Annotated in this window: 17 protein-coding genes; 5 read left to right on the top strand and 12 right to left on the bottom strand. The window is 73.0% G+C overall.

Translation table 11 applies throughout. The features are described from left to right. Positions 1-57: 57 nt before the first annotated feature. Entirely contained in the window at positions 58-351 is a 294-nt protein-coding gene (gene groES, locus AB4880_RS18165) for a co-chaperone GroES (RefSeq protein ID WP_028653828.1), read from the bottom strand. Positions 352-610: 259 nt separating this feature from the next. On the opposite strand from groES, the gene AB4880_RS18160 reads away from it, so the two are divergent. Further along, positions 611-2,818, top strand: coding sequence for an MMPL family transporter (locus AB4880_RS18160; protein WP_367920638.1), 2,208 nt, complete (start codon positions 611-613; stop codon positions 2,816-2,818). A 12-nt stretch (positions 2,819-2,830) separates the two neighbouring features. After that, positions 2,831-4,006 carry a class I SAM-dependent methyltransferase gene (locus AB4880_RS18155; RefSeq protein ID WP_367920637.1) on the top strand — a complete coding sequence of 392 codons (1,176 nt, stop codon included), beginning with the start codon at positions 2,831-2,833 and terminating at the stop codon, positions 4,004-4,006. Positions 4,007-4,161: 155 nt separating this feature from the next. Here AB4880_RS18155 and tsaD read toward each other — a convergent pair whose 3' ends face one another. The 11 genes from tsaD to glmS all read right to left on the bottom strand — a co-directional run bounded on the left by tsaD (position 4,162) and on the right by glmS (position 15,496). Next, positions 4,162-5,223 carry a tRNA (adenosine(37)-N6)-threonylcarbamoyltransferase complex transferase subunit TsaD gene (gene tsaD / locus AB4880_RS18150; RefSeq protein WP_367920636.1) on the bottom strand — a complete coding sequence of 354 codons (1,062 nt, stop codon included), beginning with the start codon at positions 5,221-5,223 and terminating at the stop codon, positions 4,162-4,164. After that, positions 5,220-5,681 carry a ribosomal protein S18-alanine N-acetyltransferase gene (gene rimI / locus AB4880_RS18145; RefSeq protein ID WP_367920635.1) on the bottom strand — a complete coding sequence of 154 codons (462 nt, stop codon included), beginning with the start codon at positions 5,679-5,681 and terminating at the stop codon, positions 5,220-5,222. Before rimI ends, tsaD begins: the two co-directional genes overlap by 4 nt. Further along, positions 5,678-6,337, bottom strand: coding sequence for a tRNA (adenosine(37)-N6)-threonylcarbamoyltransferase complex dimerization subunit type 1 TsaB (gene tsaB, locus AB4880_RS18140; protein ID WP_367920634.1), 660 nt, complete (start codon positions 6,335-6,337; stop codon positions 5,678-5,680). The genes rimI and tsaB overlap by 4 nt, the downstream gene beginning before the upstream one ends. Before the next feature lie 22 nt (positions 6,338-6,359). Further along, positions 6,360-7,508, bottom strand: a complete 1,149-nt coding sequence (locus tag AB4880_RS18135; RefSeq protein WP_367920633.1) for a glycoside hydrolase family 16 protein — start codon at positions 7,506-7,508, stop codon at positions 6,360-6,362. 189 nt (positions 7,509-7,697) lie between these two features. After that, positions 7,698-8,618, bottom strand: coding sequence for a glycoside hydrolase family 16 protein (locus AB4880_RS18130; protein WP_367920632.1), 921 nt, complete (start codon positions 8,616-8,618; stop codon positions 7,698-7,700). Between the two features lie 77 nt (positions 8,619-8,695). Next, positions 8,696-9,625, bottom strand: a complete 930-nt coding sequence (gene tsaE / locus AB4880_RS18125; RefSeq protein ID WP_367920631.1) for a tRNA (adenosine(37)-N6)-threonylcarbamoyltransferase complex ATPase subunit type 1 TsaE — start codon at positions 9,623-9,625, stop codon at positions 8,696-8,698. Then, a complete protein-coding gene (locus tag AB4880_RS18120) occupies positions 9,622-10,722 on the bottom strand; it encodes an alpha/beta fold hydrolase (RefSeq protein WP_367920630.1) in 1,101 nt (366 codons plus the stop codon). The genes tsaE and AB4880_RS18120 overlap by 4 nt, the downstream gene beginning before the upstream one ends. After that, positions 10,719-11,894 (bottom strand): alanine racemase, encoded by a 1,176-nt coding sequence (gene alr / locus AB4880_RS18115; RefSeq protein WP_367920629.1) that lies wholly within the window; start codon positions 11,892-11,894, stop codon positions 10,719-10,721. The genes AB4880_RS18120 and alr overlap by 4 nt, the downstream gene beginning before the upstream one ends. 15 nt (positions 11,895-11,909) lie before the next feature. Then, entirely contained in the window at positions 11,910-13,289 is a 1,380-nt protein-coding gene (locus AB4880_RS18110; protein ID WP_367920628.1) for an NAD(P)H-hydrate dehydratase, read from the bottom strand. 4 nt (positions 13,290-13,293) lie between these two features. Then, positions 13,294-13,647, bottom strand: coding sequence for a holo-ACP synthase (locus AB4880_RS18105; RefSeq protein WP_367920627.1), 354 nt, complete (start codon positions 13,645-13,647; stop codon positions 13,294-13,296). A gap of 4 nt (positions 13,648-13,651) precedes the next feature. Then, positions 13,652-15,496: a glutamine--fructose-6-phosphate transaminase (isomerizing) gene (gene glmS, locus AB4880_RS18100; RefSeq protein ID WP_367920626.1), complete on the bottom strand. Its 1,845-nt coding sequence runs from the start codon at positions 15,494-15,496 to the stop codon at positions 13,652-13,654. Positions 15,497-15,578: 82 nt separating this feature from the next. Here glmS and coaA point away from each other — a divergent pair, with 82 nt between their 5' ends. From coaA to AB4880_RS18085, 3 genes are all read left to right on the top strand, one after another. Continuing rightward, complete coding sequence (coaA, locus tag AB4880_RS18095; RefSeq protein ID WP_367920625.1) at positions 15,579-16,565, top strand: type I pantothenate kinase; 987 nt, start codon at positions 15,579-15,581, stop codon at positions 16,563-16,565. 307 nt (positions 16,566-16,872) lie between these two features. Beyond that, entirely contained in the window at positions 16,873-17,592 is a 720-nt protein-coding gene (locus AB4880_RS18090) for a hypothetical protein (protein ID WP_367920624.1), read from the top strand. Between the two features lie 79 nt (positions 17,593-17,671). Next, positions 17,672-18,385 carry a hypothetical protein gene (locus AB4880_RS18085; protein ID WP_367920623.1) on the top strand — a complete coding sequence of 238 codons (714 nt, stop codon included), beginning with the start codon at positions 17,672-17,674 and terminating at the stop codon, positions 18,383-18,385. Position 18,386 lies beyond the last annotated feature (1 nt).

Genomic DNA, 18,386 nt, shown 5'->3' with positions numbered 1-18,386 from the left:
CGAACGCCCAGGACGTCACGCACGGATGCGGACGTCCCGGGCGGATCGAGACTCAGATCAGGCGAGGACCGCGAGGACGTCGCGGGCCGAGAGGATGAGGTACTCCTGGCCGGCGTACTTGACCTCGGTGCCGCCGTACTTGCTGTAGATGACCTTGTCACCCACGGCGACGTCGAGCGGGACGCGGTTGCCGTTGTCGTCGATGCGGCCGGGGCCGATCGCGAGGACCTCGCCCTCCTGCGGCTTCTCCTTGGCCGTGTCGGGGATGACCAGACCAGAGGCGGTGGTCTGCTCCGCCTCGAGAGGCTTGACGACGATCCGGTCCTCGAGCGGCTTGATGTTGACCGACACGATGTCGACCTCCACTTTCTGAGCTGACGTGTGCTGCTGACTGTTGGGCCGGCCGGGGATCCGACACGGGGTGCGTGCGGCTCCTCGACCTGCGTTGGCACACTCGAAGCGAGAGTGCCAAGACGAAACTAGCACTCTCCGCAAGGGAGTGCCAGAGCGACCCGATCGGCGACATGGTCGGCCACCCGGGTGACGACTCTGGCGAGTCCCTACCAAAGTCGGTTGACCACGACCACCGGAGAGCGGCAGCGTTGGCACCATGTTCGGTGTCCTCGGCCGTTTCGTGTCCCGTCAACCCTGGTACGTCGTCGGCGCCTGGCTGGTGTTCGCCGCCCTCGTCGTCGCCCTCTCCCCCAAGCTGGAGCCGACCGCCGACCAGTCGGAGTTCCTGCCCCGCCACTACGAGTCGATCAAGGCGATCGAGGCGCTCAGCGACGCCTACCCCGACCTCAACACCAACACCGGCGCGGTCGTCGTCCTCGACCGCAAGGACGGCGCCACCGTCACCCCCGACGACATCGCCGCCGCCAACAAGGCGATGACGACCGTCAAGGGCGAGCTCGGCAAGACCTTCGCCGACATCAAGGAGACGCAGACGCCGCAGGGTCCGCTGCTCGCGGTGCCGGTGCCGGCCGACAAGTCCGACACCACAGGGGCGAGCGCCAAGATCATCGTCAGCGAGATCAACCTCGCCGACGGCGTCGCCGGCTACGAGACCAGCGCCATGGACGACGCCAAGGCGCTGCGCAAGGACCTCGCCAAGGCGCTCAGCGGCACCGATCTCCGGTACGGCGTGACCGGCTCGGTCGCGCAGAACCTCGACTCGCAGGAGGCCTCCGGCAACGCCCTGCTCATCGTCGGCGTCGCCACCATCGTGCTGATCGTCGCGCTGCTGGCGATCATCTTCCGCAGTGTGCTGATCTGCCTGATGCCGGTGGTCGTCGTCGGTCTGGTCTCCGCGGTGGCGACCGGCCTCATCGGCGCCGCCAACGAGGCCTTCAACCTCAAGGCCGACTCCTCGATCGAGCAGATCCTCGTCGTCGTCCTCTACGGCGTCGGCACCGACTACATCCTGTTCTTCCTGTTCCGCTACCGCGAGCGGCTGCGCGAGGGCGAGGACACCCGCGGCGCCGTCGCCCACGCCCTGGAGCGTGCCGGCGAGGCCATCGCCTCGGCCGGTGGCGCGGTCATCGTCTCCTTCATGGCGCTGATCCTGTCCTCGCTCGGCGTCTTCAAGGCGATCGGCCCGGCCCTGGCCATCGCCGTGGCGGTGACCCTCCTGGCGTCACTGACCCTCGTCCCGGCACTCGCCACCCTGCTCGGCAAGGCGCTCTTCTGGCCCTCGAAGAAGTACCTCCAGGAGCCGAAGGCGGCCCGCTTCGCCGCGCTCGGCCGCAGCCTCGGCGCCCACCCGGGCCGGTTCGCCGTCGCCTCGGGCGGCGCGCTCGCCATCTTGGCGATCTTCGCGCTCAGCTTCACGCCGTCCTTCGACTTCGGCAGCTCCTCGATCCCGAAGAGCGCGGAGTCGAGCGTGGCCAGCGCCAAGCTGACCACGTACGTCTCGGCCGGCGCGACCGACCCGACGCTCGTCGTCCTGCGCTCCAAGGACGGCGCGCCCGTCGACAAGTCGGCGGCCGACGGCCTGGTGTCCGCACTGGGCGCCGCCAAGGGCGTCGGCTCGGCGACGCTCGGCCCGCAGAGCCAGGACAAGTCGGCGTGGCTGGCGTTCGTCTCCCTCGACGACGACCCGATCTCGAGCGCGGCGATCGCGACGGTGCTCGACCAGGTCCGGCCGGTGGCCCACCAGTCCGCGCCGCCCGGCACCGAGGCTCTCGTGGGCGGCAACACCTCGGTCTTCGTCGACTTCCAGAAGGCGATGAACCGCGACTACTCGGTGGTCTTCCCGGTCGCGGCGCTGGTCATCATCGTGATCCTCGCACTGCTGCTGCGCAGCGCGGTGGCACCGGTCTACCTGATGATCTCGGTCGGCCTGGGCTTCGGCGCGACCCTCGGCGCGACGGTCGTGGTGTTCCAGCACATCATGGGCGACTCGGGGCTGATCTTCATCCTCCCGATGTACATCTACCTGTTCGTCGTGGCCCTCGGCACCGACTACAACATCTTGATGATCGCCCGGCTCCGCGAGGAGGCGCGCGAGGGACTCTCGCCGCGGCAGGCGGCGGCCGAGACGCTCAAGCACGGCGGCCCGACCGTCGCCGCGGCCGGCCTGATCCTGGCCGGGACGTTCGCCTCGCTCATGCTCGCCGGCAACTCGCTACTGGTCTCGATGGGCTTCGCGATCTCCCTCGGCATCGTGATCGCGGCCTTCGTGATGGCGATGTTCTTCACCCCGGCGCTCACCGCGCTGATCGGGCACGCCGCCTGGTGGCCCGGTCACGGCGACGAGGCGAAGCACGGCGACCACGGCGACGAGGAGCCGGAGAAGGAGCTCGCCGCCACCTCCTGACAGGATCAGGGGGTGGACCTCGACGACTTCCGCTGGCTGCTCACCGACGACGGGCAGTCGCTGCTCGCCGAGGCCACCGCCCTGGTCGCCGCCGGCACCACTGCGCTCGCCGCCGGCTCCGCGCTGCGTCGTACGACGTCACCGGAGCGGGCGGCGACGGCGCTCTCGCAGGTCGAGCTGCGCGAGCGCGCGGTCGCGAAGTTCGGCGAGCAGGCGGCGCTGATGTACTTCACGCCCGACGCGCTCGAGCAGGCCACCCGGCAGCGGGTCGCCCAGCACCGGGCGGGTCGGGCGGCGGCGTTCGGGACCCGGACGCTCATCGACCTCGGCTGCGGCATCGGCGGCGACCTGATCGCGACGGCCCGCGCGGGCATCGTCTGCGCGGGCGTCGACCTCGACCCGGTGCGGGTCGCGGTCGCCGAGGCCAACCTTGCCGCGCTGGGGCTGGCCGGCGCGGTCCAGGTCGCCGACGCCACGGAGGTCGACCACACCGCGTTCGACCTCGCGTTCGCCGACCCGGCCCGTCGTACCGGCGCCGGGCGCAGCTTCAAGGCCGCCGACTGGACGCCGCCGTGGACCTGGGTCGAGACCCTGCTCGCCCGTGACGCGTGCGTGAAGGTCGCCCCCGGCATCCCCCACGAGCTGATCCCCGACGGCGTCGAGGCCGAGTGGGTCAGCGACGAGGGCGAGGTCAAGGAGGCCGCGCTCTGGTCCGGCCGTACGGCGTCCACCGCGCGCCGCGCGACCGTCATCGGCGCCGGCGGCCTCGCCACCCTCACCGACGAGGAGGACCCGGGCGCCGACGCGGTCGGCGTCCGCCCGGTCGGCGCCTACCTCTACGAGCCCGACGGCGCCGTGATCCGCGCGGGCCTGGTCACCGCGGTCGCGGCCGGCGTCGGCGGCGGCCTGGTCGACCCGAAGATCGCCTACGTGAGCGCCGACGCGGCCTTCCGGACACCCTTCGCGCGCGGCTACCGGGTGCTCGAGGAGCTCCCCTACCGCGAGAAGCAGCTCAAGGCGGCGCTGCGCGAGCGCGGCGTCGGGCGGCTGACGATCAAGAAGCGCGGGGTCGACGTCGTACCGGAGGCGTTGCGCAAGCGCCTGGCCCTCCAGGGCGACGCCGAGGCCACGATCGTGCTCACCCGCGTCGCAGGCGAGGGCACGGCGCTGCTCGTCGAGCCCTTCTAGGGGCGGGGTGTGCGTCTCACCCGGCAGTTCGGTCCCGAATCGGCGGGATCCAGGACACGAATGCCGGGTGAGACGAAGAGACCGACCCCGCGAGGATGCACCCGCGTGGGCGACCCACGCAGAGTCAGGAGCGCCCCGCTCCGGGACGCACGACGCTAGCCCGCGAGGACGTCGGTCACCGGCAGGCTCGAGTCGGCCGGCAGGTCCAGCGAGGACGGCGTCCGCCCGCGCGCCACCATGGTCGAGCCGAGCGCGGCGACCATCGCGCCGTTGTCGGTGCACAGGCCCGGCCGCGGCACGCGAACCCGGATCCCGAGCTTGCCGGCGCGCTCCTCGGCGAGGGCGCGCAGCCGGGAGTTGGCCGCGACACCGCCGCCGATCATCAGGTCCTCGATGCCCTCGGCCTGGGCCGCGTCGAGCGCCTTGCGCACGAGCACGTCGCAGACGGCCTCCTGGAAGGACGCGGCGACGTCGGCGACCGGCACCGGCTCGCCGGAGCGCTCGCGCGCCTCGACCCAGCGGGCGACGGCGGTCTTGAGGCCGGAGAAGGAGAAGTCGAAGCGGTGCCGCTCGAGGTCGCGGCGGCTGGTCAGTCCGCGCGGGAAGTCGATGGCGACGGTGCTGCCCTCGCGGGCGACCCGGTCGATGTGCGGCCCGCCGGGGAAGGGCAGGCCGAGCAGCCGGGCGACCTTGTCGAAGGCCTCGCCGGCCGCGTCGTCGATGGTCGCGCCGAGCGGGTCGACGCCGTGGTCGGTGCCGGTGATGTCGGTGACCTTGAGCAGGCTGGAGTGGCCGCCGGACACGAGCAGCGCCAGCGACGGCTCGGGCAGCGGCCCGTGCTCGAGCTGGTCGACCGCGACGTGCGCGGCGAGGTGGTTGACACCGTAGATCGGCTTGCCGAGCGACAGCGCGAGCGCCTTCGCCGAGGCGACGCCGACGAGCAGCGCGCCGGCGAGGCCGGGGCCGTGGGTGACCGCGATCGCGTCGACGTCGGTGAGCGCGATGCCCGCCGTGTCGCAGGCGCGCTGGATGGTCGGGACCATCGCCTCCAGGTGCGCCCGGCTCGCGACCTCCGGCACGACGCCGCCGAAGCGGGCGTGCTGCTCGACGCTGCTCGCGACCGCATCGGCGAGCAGCGTGTGGCCGCGGACGATGCCGACACCCGTCTCGTCGCACGAGGTCTCGATGCCGAGGACCAGGGGTTCGTCGCGGATCATGCGCCCATTGTGACGGGTGCGCTCAGCACGAGCGCGGTGGTCCCGTCCCGGTAGTAGCGCGGACGCCGTCCGAGCTCCGCGAAGCCGCTGTGCTCGTAGAACAGCTGCGCGGCGAGGTTGTCCTCGCGGACCTCCAGCAGCAGCCGGCTCGCGCCCCGCGCGCCGGCGTGGGCGTGGGTGGCGGCGAGGATCGCCCTCGCGACTCCGGTCCGGCGCAGCGCGGGCGGCACCGCGATCCGCTGCAGCTCGGCGTCCGGCTCGACCACGCTGATCACCGCGTAGCCGGCGAAGGCTCCGTCGTCGCGGCGGGCGACGAGCACGCCGACGGTCGGCAGCCGGTCGCTCACCGCTTCGGCGAGCAGGGTCGGCGACCAGGGGTCGAGCGGGAAGGCATCGAGCTCGAGCTCGGCGATCTCGGCGACGTCGTCGGCCACCGCCGGGCCGACCTGCACGGTCATGGCCGCGGCGTCTCGTCGCTGAGGACCGCCTTCGGCGCCTTCGGGATCTCGGCGTCGGGACGGCGCAGGTACAGCGGCTCCGGGTCGAGGACGGCGAACCGCCCGGCCACCACGCCGCGGGCCAGCCAGCCGGCGCTCGGGCGCAGCGGCTCGTCGCGGTCGGGGAAGAAGTCCGGGTAGAGCGCGGCACCCTCCCCCACCGCCGGAGCCTCGGTGGCGAGGACGGCGGGGCGGTCGACGACCGGCTCGGCCAGCCGGGTGCCGCGGTCGTCGTACGACGCGAGGTAGACCTCCTTGCGCCGCGCGTCGGTCGCGACCACGAAGGTCCCCGAAACGGTGCCGGTCTCGACCGCCTCGAGCGCGAGCGGGTCGAGCGAGCACACGCCGTGGACCGGGACGCCGAGCACGTGCGCCATGGTCCGCGCCGTCACCAGCCCGACGCGCAGGCCGGTGAACGGCCCGGGGCCGACGCCGACCGCGATGCCGGTCAGCTCGGCGGGCGTGCGGCCGGCCTCGGCCAGCACCTGCGCGATGAGCGGCGCGAGCTGCTCGCCGTGGCGCATCGTGCTCGCGGCCGTCGCCTCCGCGACGACGTCACTGCCGTCATGAAGGGCGACGGTGACGGTCGGGGAGGCGGTGTCGAACGCGAGCAGCACGCCGACGAGGCTACCGGGAGGACTACCGCCAGACCTTCACGTAGTCGACGTCGAGCGTGACCGGCAGGATCGGCGTGCCCAGGTAGGTGTTGGCGCCGGTGCTGCTGAGCAGCTGGGAGAAGCTCATGATGAACCGCTTCCGGAAGCTGGCCGCGCCCTTGGTGTTGGTCAGGCAGGTCTTGCCGTCGACCGAGATGGACAGCCGGTCGGCGCTCCAGTCGAGCAGGTAGGTGTGCCACTGGCCGCGGGGCGCGAGGCAGTTCCACGCCGTGTTGAGGCCCGGGACCGGCCCGCCGTTGTCGTTGGCGGTGTAGTGCAGGAACGGGATCGCGAGCGTCGGGTACGCCGAGTAGTTCTCGACCACGTCGATCTCCCCGGAGGCCGGCCAGGTCGCGTCCGAGGCGTAGCGGGTGTCGGGCCACAGCCAGAAGGCCTCCTGGGCGCCCGGCCCGGCGACCGCCTGCGACTTCATCCGCACCTCGAAGCGGCCGTACTGCTGGCTCCACTTCCAGAAGGTGTTGACCGAGCCGGTCATGTACGACGCCCGGGTGCCGTCGGTGCGCAGCGGGCAGGTCGTCGCGTCCGTCGCCGGAAGCGCCGTCAGGTGGAGGGCGCCCCCACTCACGGCCACCGTCCGCGGGCTGTCGACCATGCAGGCGGCCCCGGACGTCGTACCGTCCATGACGTGCCAGCTGTCCCGGTTGAGGGCGCTGCCGTCGAAGTTGTCGACGAAGGTGCAGGAGTAGGTGCCGCCGCCGGCGCGGGCGACGAGCGTCCCGCAGGCGTCGGTCGGCGCCGGCTTGGCGGTCGCCGAAGGCGCCGGAGCGGCGGCTGCGGCGGCCGGCGGGGCTACCCGCTTGGCGACGCTCGCCTGGCCCTGCGAGATGACCCGGTAGCTGGTCAGCCGGCGCGGCGCGGAGACCGCGATCTTGAACGCCCCGCGGCTGTCGGCCTTGCGGGCGGCCAGCGACTTCCAGCCGGCCTTGGCGCGGACCTGCAGCCGCACCTTCGACCGCGGCGTGGCGCGGCCGGTGAAGACGACGGACGCACCGTGGTGCGTCGGTCGGTCGAGTGCCGGGCTCTTGTGACCGGCGGCCTGTGCCTGCGGCACGGTCAGCGCCAGCGCTGCCATGCACGTCAGCAGCAGACCCATGACGCTGCGCTTCCCCATGATGAACTTCCCCCCGATGGTTCCCTCCGTATGACCCTCGAGGGCCCACGTTCTTACGCTAGGAATCCAGGGGGCCCAGCGGCACCTCCACGCGGCTCGGACCGGATGGTCCGAAAACGCCGGACGGCCCCAGGACGTAGGTCCTGAGGCCGTCGGCCGATCGGTCAGCGTGACGCGGTCAGCGCACGCTCACTGCCAGACCTTGACGTAGTCGACGTCCAGCGTGCTCGGCAGCACCGAGCCGTCCTGGACGGCGTTGACGCCGGTGTCGTCGACCAGCTGCGAGAGCGCCATGATGAAGGGCTTGCGGAAGCTGCTCGCGCCCTTGGTGTTGGTGAGGCAGGTGAGGCCGTCGACCGAGATGGTCAGCTTGCTCGACGTCCACTCCAGGACGTAGGTGTGCCACTGCCCGCGCAGCGCGAGACAGCTCCATGACGTGTTCAGCCCCGGGCGCGGGCCGCCGTTGTCGTTCCACGAGTAGTGCAGGAACGGGATGTTGAGCGTCGGGTACGCCGCATAGGTCTCGGCGACGTCGATCTCGCCGGACGCCGGCCAGGTGGCGGCGGAGCTGGAGCGGGTGTCGGGCCAGAGCCAGAAGGCCGCGTGCGGCCCCGGGCCGGTGGCGACCGGCGACTTCATCCGGACCTCGAAGCGGCCGTACTGCTGGCTCCACTTCCAGAAGGTGTTGACCGCGCCGGTCATGTACGACGCGCGGGTGCCGTCGGAGCGCTCCGGGCAGGTGTCGGGAGCCGGCGTGGGCCGCGCGGTCAGGTGCAGCTGACCGTCGCTGACGGCGAGGGTGTCCGGGCTGTTGACGTAGCAGGCGGCGCCGGAGGTGGCGTTCTCCATGACGTGCCAGTACCGGTCGTCGAGCGACCAGCCGTCGAAGTCGTCGGCGAAGGTGCAGGTGTAGTAGCCCCCGCCCGGGCGCTTCTTGCGCGCCCCGCAGGCGTCGCTCGTCACCGCCGCGGTCGGCGTGGCCTTCGCTGCTGCCCCGGAGGCGACCGTCGCCGCCGCCTCGGTCTCGGGCATCGCCTCGACCTGCAGGCCGAGCAGCAGCAGTGCGGCGCTCGTCAGCGTGAGCGCGCGCTTGAACCCCATGAACCCCATGAACAACCCTTCGACGCAGTGACGCCCCAGTAGGCAAGCGGGACCCTACTGGTAAAGAGCCGTGGGAAGAACCCGTTCTAGCCCGAAAGCCCGGCCAGGTCGACGCCGAGCCAGCGCAGGCCGACCGGATCGAGCTCGACCATCCGCGGGTCGGCCTCCGGGTCGACGTCGGTGCGCGCGGTGGCCCGCGCGATCCGGATCTCGAGCCGGTCGTCGGAGAGTCCCTCGGCGATGCCGGTGCCCCATTCGACGACGGTGACCGCCTGGTCGAGCTCGGTGTCGAGGTCGAGGTCGTCGAGCTCGGCCTGCCCGCCGAGTCGGTAGGCGTCGACGTGGACGAGCGGCGGACCGTCACCGAGCGACGGGTGCACCCGGGAGATGACGAAGGTCGGCGAGGTGATCCCCCCGCGGACCCCGAGCCCCTCCCCCAGGCCCTGGGTGAACGTGGTCTTGCCGGCGCCCAGCTCGCCGCTGAGGACGACGACGTCGCCCGCGCGGAGCAGGCCGGCGACCCGCTGGCCCAGCGCGCGCATCTCCTCGGCGGTCGGGACGTCGACCGTGGCCGGGACCGGCCGCGCCATCTCGACGTACGGCGCGTGGCGGGCGGTCTCGACGAAGCCCATGTCGCGCCAGAACCCGCGGGTGCGCGGCAGCTCCTCGCGGGCCAGGATCACCGCACGGGTGACGCCGAGCCGGGACGCGGCGCGGAGCCCGGCCCGGACCAGCTCGCGGGCCAGGCCGCGACCCTGGGCGGACGGGTCGATGCCGAAGCGGCGCAGGTAGACCGCGCCGTCGACCGGGTCGAGGACGACGGTGCCGACCGGACGGCCGTCGTCGAGGACGAGCAGGCCGCCGCCGGGCTCGAGCATCGCGGCGATCGACTCCTCGGTCTCCGCCAGCGCATCGGCGGGCGGGTCGAGCGCGGGACGGGCGGCGAAGGCGGCCTTCACGACGGCGAGCACGTCGGCGGCGGCCTCGGGGCCGACACTCCTGGTCTGGATGCTCACCGCGCGGCTGCCCTCGCGGTCGCGGCGGTGATGAGCTGGTCGAGCTCGGCGTTGACCAGCTCGTGGCGCTCCATGACGACCATGTGGCCGGCGCCCTCGCACTCGAGCAGCCGCGAGCCCGGGATCCGGGAGTGCAGCTTGCGCGAGTGGCCGATCGACGTCAGCTTGTCGGCGGTGCCGCAGATGACCGACGTCGGCACCTGGCCGAGGATCTCGACGAAGTCGAACTTGTCGAGGCCGGAGAAGTTGGGGAAGAACTCGGCGACCACCTCGAAGGGCGTGGCGGCGAGCATCTCGTCGACGAACTCCACGTAGCCGCGCGGCACCTCCTCGCCGAACGCGAACCGGTCGGTCGCCACCGTCGCGACGGCGCCTCCGGCCCGCCGCAGCGAGTCGATGGCACGGTGGCCGCGGTGGAGCGTGCGCACGGCGCCGTGGGCGAACGGCCCGGCGAGGCGCGCGGGCAGCATCGGCAGCAGCATCCGGCTCGGGTCGAGCCCGCCGGCGGTGGTGGAGATCAGGCCGATGCCGACGACCCGGTCGCCGATCAGCTCGGGGTACTGCTCGGCGAGCGCCACGATGGACATCCCGCCCATCGAGTGGCCGACCAGGACGACGGGCCCGTCGGGCGCCACCTCGTCGAGCACCCGGCGCAGGTCGCGGCCGAGCTGGTCGATCGTCGCGTGGGTGCGCTCGGAGCGCCCGGACCGGCCGTGGGAGCGCTGGTCGTAGTAGACGGTCCGGACCAGGCCGCGGTAGGCCGCGCGCTGGAAGTGGCAGCAGTCGAGGTTGAGGCAGTAGCCGTGCACGAACACGACGGTGACGGGCGGCGGCGCGTCCACGGCCCGGCGCAGGAGTCGCTCGACCGCCCGGCCGTGCGGCTGGTCGCCGATCTCGTCGACCTCGACGTGCAGCGGCAGCCCGTCGTCGGCGACGACGGTGATCGGCTCCGAGCGCAGCGACCCGAACGGGATGTCCTCGCCGGCGCGGCTGCTGATCGCCCGCTGCTGGCGCACGATCCCGACGGCGGCGCTGCCCGCGGCAGCGACGCCGAGGGCGCCGGCGACCGAGCCGACGATCCGGCCCCGGCGGCTCATGCGCCGTCCTCGCCGTCGGCAGGCTCGGCGTTGAGGTAGGTGCGGGACATCCGGCCCCCGATCCTGGTCACGATCTCGTAGTTGATGGTGCCGCACGCCTCGGCCCAGTCCTGGGCGGTCGGGCCGCCCGCGCTCGACGGTCCGAGGACGAGGACGTCGCTGCCGACCTCGGGCCGGTCGCCGCCGAGGTCGACGACGAACTGGTCCATGCAGACGCTGCCGCGGATCGGCCGGCGCTTGCCGTCGATCGACACGGTCGCGGCCGAGTCGGCGGCGCCGGGGCGCGACGCGTGCCGCGGGATGCCGTCGCCGTAGCCGACCGGGACCAGACCGACCGTCGTCGCGTGGTCGGCGACCCAGTGGTGGCCGTAGGAGACGCCGTCGCCGGGCGCGAGGTCCTTGACCATGAGCAGCGGCGCGTGGACGGTCATCGCCGGCACCAGTCCGACGTCGGTGGCCTCGCCGGGCGCCGGGTCGAGGCCGTAGAGCGCGATGCCGCAGCGGACCGCGTCGAAGCGGGCGCTCGGGCGCAGCAGCGCCGTCGCGGAGTTGGCGAAGTGGCGCAGCTCGGGCCGCAGCCCGTGCTCGTCGGCGAGCGCGAGCGCGTCGCGGAAGGCCTGCTCCTGCCGGTCGTTGGCCGGGTGGGCGGGGTCGTCGGCGCAGGCGGGGTGGGTCCAGATGCCCGTGATCCGCCAGAGACCGGCCCGCTCCCCCTCGGCGGCGCGCCCGAAGAGCGCGGGCCACTCGGCGCGCGGCGACCCGGCGCGGGACATCCCGGTGTCGAGCTTGAGCTGGACGCGGGCCGGCTCGGCCCGGCCGGCGAAGGCCGCCGCCATCGTCTCGAGGTGGCCCAGCCCGTGGGCGCTGACGTCGATGCCGGCATCGGCCGCGGCGGCGAAGTCGGAGTCGGGCCCGGCGATCCAGCACAGCAGCGGCCCGTCGATGCCGGCAGCCCGCAGCGCGAGCGCCTCCTCGACGGTGGCCGTGCCGATCCAGTCGGCGCCGCCCTGCTTCGCGGCACGCGCGGACTCGACCGCGCCGTGGCCGTAGCCGTCGGCCTTGACGACCGCGACGAGCGGGACGCCCGCGGTCTCGCGCAGGAGACGCGCGTTGCCCCGGATCGCGGCCAGGTCGACGACGATCTCCGCGGGGCCGAGCAGGGGGCGGGACATGTGCTTATCGTCCCATCACGGGGTGGCCAGGGCTCCGAGCAGGGCCGGAAGTGAGCGCGCGACGTCGGAGGCGACGATCGGACCGCGCCGGGCGGCCAGGGTGGCGGCCGCGCCGTGCAGCCAGGAGCCGACCGACGCCGCGTCGTACGGCGTGAGGCCCGCGGCGAGCAGCGCCCCGATCAGCCCGCCGAGGACGTCGCCCGCTCCCGCGGTCGCCAGCCACGGCGTGCCGGCCGTGGTCACCCGGGCGTGGCCGTCGGGGCGGGCGATGACGGTGTGGCGTCCCTTGAGCAGCACCACGGCGTCGTACTGGCGGGCGGCGAGGCGGGCGTGGTCGAGCCAGCGGGCCTCGACGTCGGCGCGCTCGACGCCGAGCATCCGGGCCAGCTCGCCGGCGTGGGGCGTGAGCACGGCGGGGCGGCCGCGGGCGAGGCCCGCGTGGGCGAGCGCGTCGGCGTCGACGACCAGCGGCACGCCGTCGGCGACCGAGCGGCGCAGCGCGTCCTCGGCGCCGTCGTCGCTGCCGGAGCCGACCACCCACGCCTGCACCCGGCCCGGCCCGACCACCTCGGGGTGCGCGGCGCGGACCATCGCGGCGGCCTCGGGCGCGCCGTCGTACCGGACCATGCCGGCGAGGCCGCAGGCCGCGCCGGACACGCTGAGCAGCGCGGCGCCGGTGTAGGTCGCCGAGCCGGCGCGGACGCCGACGACGCCGCGGGCGTACTTCTGGGCGTCGAGCGAGGGCCGCGGAAGGAGCGCGGCGACGTCGGCCGCCTGCAGCGCCTCGACCGGCGGCTCGGGCAGGGTCAGGCCGATGTCGACCAGGTGGATCGCACCGCACGCCTGGGCCGCGGGGTCGACGAGGTGGCAGACCTTGTGGGTGCCGAAGGTGACCGTGACGTCGGCGCTGACGTGGGGACCGCTGATCTCACCGGTGTCGACGTCGACGCCCGAGGGCGTGTCGACCGCGACGACCGGGGTGCCCGCGACGTGGGCGAGCGCGGCGACGGCGTCGGGGCGCAGACCCGGGCGGCCGCCGATGCCGACGATCCCGTCGACGACGACGTCGAAGGCGCCCGGGGCCGGCCGGCCGATGCGACCGCCCGCGCCGCGCAGCGCGGCGACGCCGCCCTCGTGGGCCGACGAGGAGAGCAGCCAGGCCTCCACCTGGACGCCGCGGCGGGCGAGCGTCGCGCCGGCGTAGAGCGCGTCGCCGCCGTTGTCGCCGGAGCCGACGAGAAGCAGCACCCGGCGGCCGTAGGCGGAGCCGAGGAAGTCGAGGACGGCGTACGCGAGGCCGGCCGCGGCCCGCTGCATGAGCGCGCCCTCGGGCAGCCGGGCGAGCAGCTCGGCCTCGGCGGCGCGGACCTGCTCGACGGCGTGGGCGCGGAGCACGCGGTCAGCTCTCCAGGACGACGACCGCGGACGCGATGCCGCCGTCGTGGGTCAGGGACAGGTGCACCGAGCGCACGTCCTGCCGGTCGGCCTCGGCGAGCACGGTGCCGCGCAGCACGAAGCGCGGCCGGCCGCTGTCCTCGGACACCACCTCGGCGTCGTGCCAGTGCATCCCGCGGGGGGCGCCGAGCGCCTTGGCCAGCGCCTCCTTGGCCGCGAACCGGGCGGCGAGCGACGACGGCGGCCTGTCGCGCTCGGCGTCGGTGAACAGCCGGTCGACGAGCGCCGGCGTACGGCGGCACGACTCCTCGAACCGCGCGATCTCGCACACGTCGATGCCGACGCCCACCACCGCCACCGGATTACTCGACCGTGACGGACTTGGCGAGGTTGCGCGGCTGGTCGACGTCGTGGCCGAGCACGGTGGCCAGCTCGCACGCGAACAGCTGCAGCGGGACGATCGCGACCAGCGGCTGGAGCAGGACCGGCACCTTGGGCAGCCGGATCAGCACGTCGGCGTAGGGCTCGATGGAGGAGTCGCCGTCCTCGGCGAGGCAGATGGTGCGGGCGCCGCGCGCCCGGACCTCCTGGATGCCGCTGAGCATCTTGCCGTGGAGGTGGTCGCGGCCCTGGGGCGGGACGACGCAGAGCACCGGCAGGTTGTCCTCGACGAGCGCGATCGGGCCGTGCTTGAGCTCGCCGGCGGCGAAGCCCTCGGCGTGCAGGTAGGCGAGCTCCTTGAGCTTGAGCGCGCCCTCGAGCGCGACCGGGTAGCCGGCGTGGCGGCCGAGGAAGAGCACGGAGCGGGTGCCGGCGTGGTCGGCGGCGAGGGCGTAGACCTCCTCCGCCCGCTCGAGCACGGTCTCGATGTGGCCGGGCATGGCCTCGAGGTGCTCCATGATCTCGTCGATCTCGTCGCCGAAGCGGGTGCCCTTGACCTGCGCGATGTAGAGCGCGAGCAGGTAGCAGGCGACCAGCTGGGTGAGGAAGCCCTTGGTGGAGGCGACGCCGATCTCGGGGCCGGCGTGGGTGTAGATCACCGCGTCGGACTCGCGCGGGATCGACGAGCCGTTGGTGTTGCAGATCGCGAGCACCTTGGCGCGCTGGGCACGCGCGTGGCGGATCGCCTGGAGCGTGTCGGCGGTCTCGCCGGACTGGCTGATCGCGACGATGAGCGTGGTGGCGTCGATGATCGGGTCGCGGTAGCGGAACTCGGAGGCGAGCTCGACCTCGACCGGGGTGCGCGTCCAGTGCTCGATGGCGTACTTGGCGACCATGCCGGCGTAGAACGACGTACCGCACGCGATGATGATGATCTTGTCGACGTCGCGCAGCTCCTCGTCGGCCAGGCGCATCTCGTCGAGCTGCAGCTGCCCGGCCGCCGTACGGCGTCCGATGAGCGAGTCGGCGACCGCGCGCGGCTGCTCGAAGATCTCCTTGCGCATGAACCAGTCGTGACCGTCCTTCTCGGCGGCCGAGAGGTCCCAGTCGACGTGGAAGCGGCGCGGCTCGACCACGCGGCCGCGGAAGTCGGTGACGACGACCTCGTCGCGGGTCATCGAGACGACCTGGTCCTGGCCGAGCTCGAGCGCCTCGCGGGTGAACTCGATGAACGCGGCGACGTCGGAGCCGAGGAAGTTCTCGCCCTCCCCCAGGCCGACGACGAGCGGCGAGTTGCGGCGGGCCGCGACCACCCGGCCGGGCTCGGCCGCGTCGACCGCGACCAGGGTGAACGCGCCGTCGAGCTGCTGGCAGACGCGCTGCATCGCCGTGGTCAGGTCGACGCCCGACTGCACCTGCAGCTCGACCAGGTGGGCGACGATCTCGGTGTCGGTCTCGGAGAGCAGCTCGTGGTCGTCGGCCTCGACGCGGGCACGCAGCTCGAGGAAGTTCTCGATGATGCCGTTGTGGACCAGCGCGACCCGGCGCGCGCCACCCGTGTGCGGGTGGGCGTTGACGTCGTTGGGCGGGCCGTGGGTCGCCCACCGGGTGTGCCCGATGCCGACCTCGGCGACGGGCATCGGCGTCTCGCCGAGGACCTTCTCGAGGTTGGCCAGCTTGCCCGCCCGCTTCTCCACCGACAGCACGCCGTCGGCGACGACGGCGACCCCCGCGGAGTCGTAGCCGCGGTACTCGAGCCTGCGGAGACCGTCGATGACGGTGTCCTGGGCCGACCGAGGCCCGACGTATCCGACGATGCCGCACATGATCGCTCAGTCTAGGTGGTCCCCCGTCCGGATCGGGGACGCGCCTGACCCCCGGGGGAACGTGGCTGGAATGATCGGCGCCATGACGACGGGCGCGAGCACGCCGGACACCCACCACGGCGAGGAGTCCCGGGAGGCGTCGCCGTACGTCGAGCTGGACCGGGCGACGTGGGCGAAGCTGGCGTCGGAGACCGAGAGTCCCCTGACGAGCGACGAGGTGCACCGGCTCCGCGGCATCGGCGACTCGCTCGACCTGCGCGAGATCCGCGACGTCTACCTCCCGCTGTCGCGGCTGCTGTCGCTGCGCGTGAGCTCGGCCACGGACCTGCACCACGCGCAGGAGGAGTTCCTGCACCGGCAGACGCCGCCCCGGACGCCGTTCGTCATCGGCCTGGCCGGCTCGGTCGCCGTCGGCAAGTCGACCGCCGCCCGCGTCCTCCAGCAGATGCTCGCCCGCTGGCCCGAGCACCCCAATGTCGCCCTCGTCACCACCGACGGCTTCCTGTACCCGAACGCCGAGCTCGAGGCGCGCGGCCTGCTGCAGCGCAAGGGCTTCCCCGAGTCGTACGACCGTCGCAAGCTGCTGAAGTTCGTGATCGACATCAAGTCGGGCATCGACGAGGTCGAGGCGCCGGTCTACTCGCATCTCGTCTACGACGTCGTCCCGGACGAGAAGATCGTGGTCAAGCGCCCCGACATCGTCATCGTCGAGGGCCTCAACGTCCTCCAGCCCGCCCGCGCCCGCGAGGACGGCCGCACCGGCCTCGGGCTCTCTGACTTCTTCGACTTCTCGATCTTCGTCGACGCCAACACCAACCACATCCGCGACTGGTACGTCGACCGCTTCCTCAAGCTGCGCGAGACCGCCTTCCGCGACCCGTCGTCGTACTTCGCGAGGTATGCGTCGCTCACCCACGACGAGGCCGTCGACGAGGCCCGTCGGATCTGGGACGCCATCAACGGCCCGAACCTGACCGAGAACGTGCTGCCCACCCGGTCGCGGGCGACCCTGGTGCTGCGGAAGTCGAAGGACCATTCGGTCCGGTACGTGCGGCTGCGCAAGATCTGATCGGGCCGCGGGCGACAACGGCGGCCGCCAACAGAGTCGTGTGCCCCAGAACCCGCCCACACGCGTTCTCAGGCACACGACTCCCCCGCGAAGCGGGCGGCCGCGTCAGCGGCGGTGCGAGCGCAGCGAGTGCCGGCAGCCACGCCAAGCGCGGCCGCCCGACCAGCCCCACCGACCAGCCCGCACACCATCCCCGTAGACCTGAACCATTCAGAATCGGCGCCAAGATGGCCCATCCGTGCCATCAACACCGCGCCCCACCGCTCCTAGCGTCGGGAACCTCCCGACCCCCGTCCTAGGAGCAGCCATGCACCGCACCCTCACCTCCCTCGCCCTCGTCGCCGCGCTGACCGTCGCCGGCTCCTCGCTCGCCTCGGCCGACGACGCCGGCACGCCCGGCAACCATCGCCCGCTGGCCGCGCGCAAGGCGCCGCCGTCCCCCGCCGCCAAGGAGTGGTCGTCGGTCAGCCCCTGCCTGCTCGGCACGGTCAAGGTCAAGGCGGGCCAGACCCGCGCGCTCGCGGTCCGGGGGCGCTGCGGCGTGCCGGCGTGGGCCACGGACGCGGCGGTCAACGTCCTCGCACACAGCACCACCCGCAAGCCCGCCCGCACGTACGTCGGCGCGGTGCCGGTCGCCGCGAGCCCCGGCCGGGGCGACGGCACGGGCCAGACCACGCTGACGCTCAGCCCGTCGGGCGCGCTGGCGGTGAAGGCGACCGGCGGTACGGCGAAGGTCAGCGTCTACGTGACCGGCTTCGCGGCGCCGTCGATCCACGCGGTGCTCGCCTACAACGGCGGCATCGTCAGCGGCTCGCCGCGGGTGCTGAGCTCGACCCGGACGTCGGCCGGGAGCTATGACGTCGTCATCGACCGCGACATCTCCAACTGCACGCCGATCGCGAGCATCAACGGCAGCGCGTTCTTCGCCTCGGCGTACCGCTCCGGCCCCTCGACCGTCCACGCCAACACCTACAACCCGGCCGGTACCCCGGTCGACCTGTACTGGACGCTGACCGTCATCTGCTGAGACCGGCGTCACCGGCGAGGGCCCGAGGACCGCGGAATCCGCGGGTTTCGGGCCCTCCGCATCCGGCAACGAGCCGGGCATGAAGCCCCAGAAGATCTCGGCCCTGGCCGCCCTGCTCGCGGTCTCCACCGTCGCCCTGAGCGCCTGCAACGACGACGAGCCGGCCACCAAGGCCGACTCCAGCGCGACGGCCGACGCGCCCAGCGACCCGAGCGACACCACCGACACCAGCACCGACACCAGCACCGACACCAGCACCGACACCAGCACCGACACCAGCACCGACACCACCGACGACACCACGGACGCCGCCCCGAGCGGCGACGTCACCGCCCCCGGCACCGAGCTGGCGTTCGGCGCACCGGCCGTCGTCCCGTTCGAGTCCGGAGACAGCAAGGGCACCATCGAGGTGACCGTCACCGGCATCACCAAGGGCACCGCCGCCGACCTCGCGCCGCTCAACCTCGGCGACCGCGCGAAGGGCTACGTCCCCTACTACATCAAGCTCGACGTCAAGGGCGTCGCCGACAGCAAGGCGCTGTCGAACTACTCGATCAACGAGTCGATCGAGGGCACCCTGCCCGACGGCTCCGAGGCGCAGTCGATCTCCATCATCGGCACGTTCACGCCGTGCGACGGCGAGTCCTTCCCGAGCGACTTCGCCGACGGCCAGACGTTCTCGACCTGCGTCCCCTACCTCGCCCAGGAGGCCTCGTCGGTGGCCGGTGCCCGCTTCGCGCCCAACGACGGCCCCTACAGCTCGTACGACGGCAAGCCCGTCCTCTGGAAGTAGG

It is taken from the genome of Nocardioides ginsengisoli (genome assembly GCF_039537225.1).
In the GTDB taxonomy this organism is placed as follows: Bacteria; Actinomycetota; Actinomycetes; order Propionibacteriales; family Nocardioidaceae; genus Nocardioides; species Nocardioides ginsengisoli.
This window is presented reverse-complemented; position numbering and strand designations above follow the sequence as displayed.

Coding starts and splice junctions, on each gene's coding strand:
- AB4880_RS18160 (WP_367920638.1), top strand. CDS start 611: ATGTTCGGTGTCCTCGGCCGTTTCGTGTCCCGTCAACCCTGGTACGTC.
- tsaD (WP_367920636.1), bottom strand. CDS start 5,223: ATGATCCGCGACGAACCCCTGGTCCTCGGCATCGAGACCTCGTGCGAC.
- rimI (WP_367920635.1), bottom strand. CDS start 5,681: ATGACCGTGCAGGTCGGCCCGGCGGTGGCCGACGACGTCGCCGAGATC.
- AB4880_RS18135 (WP_367920633.1), bottom strand. CDS start 7,508: ATGGGGAAGCGCAGCGTCATGGGTCTGCTGCTGACGTGCATGGCAGCG.
- AB4880_RS18130 (WP_367920632.1), bottom strand. CDS start 8,618: ATGGGGTTCATGGGGTTCAAGCGCGCGCTCACGCTGACGAGCGCCGCA.
- AB4880_RS18120 (WP_367920630.1), bottom strand. CDS start 10,722: ATGAGCCGCCGGGGCCGGATCGTCGGCTCGGTCGCCGGCGCCCTCGGC.
- alr (WP_367920629.1), bottom strand. CDS start 11,894: ATGTCCCGCCCCCTGCTCGGCCCCGCGGAGATCGTCGTCGACCTGGCC.
- glmS (WP_367920626.1), bottom strand. CDS start 15,496: ATGTGCGGCATCGTCGGATACGTCGGGCCTCGGTCGGCCCAGGACACC.
- coaA (WP_367920625.1), top strand. CDS start 15,579: ATGACGACGGGCGCGAGCACGCCGGACACCCACCACGGCGAGGAGTCC.
- AB4880_RS18090 (WP_367920624.1), top strand. CDS start 16,873: ATGCACCGCACCCTCACCTCCCTCGCCCTCGTCGCCGCGCTGACCGTC.
- AB4880_RS18085 (WP_367920623.1), top strand. CDS start 17,672: ATGAAGCCCCAGAAGATCTCGGCCCTGGCCGCCCTGCTCGCGGTCTCC.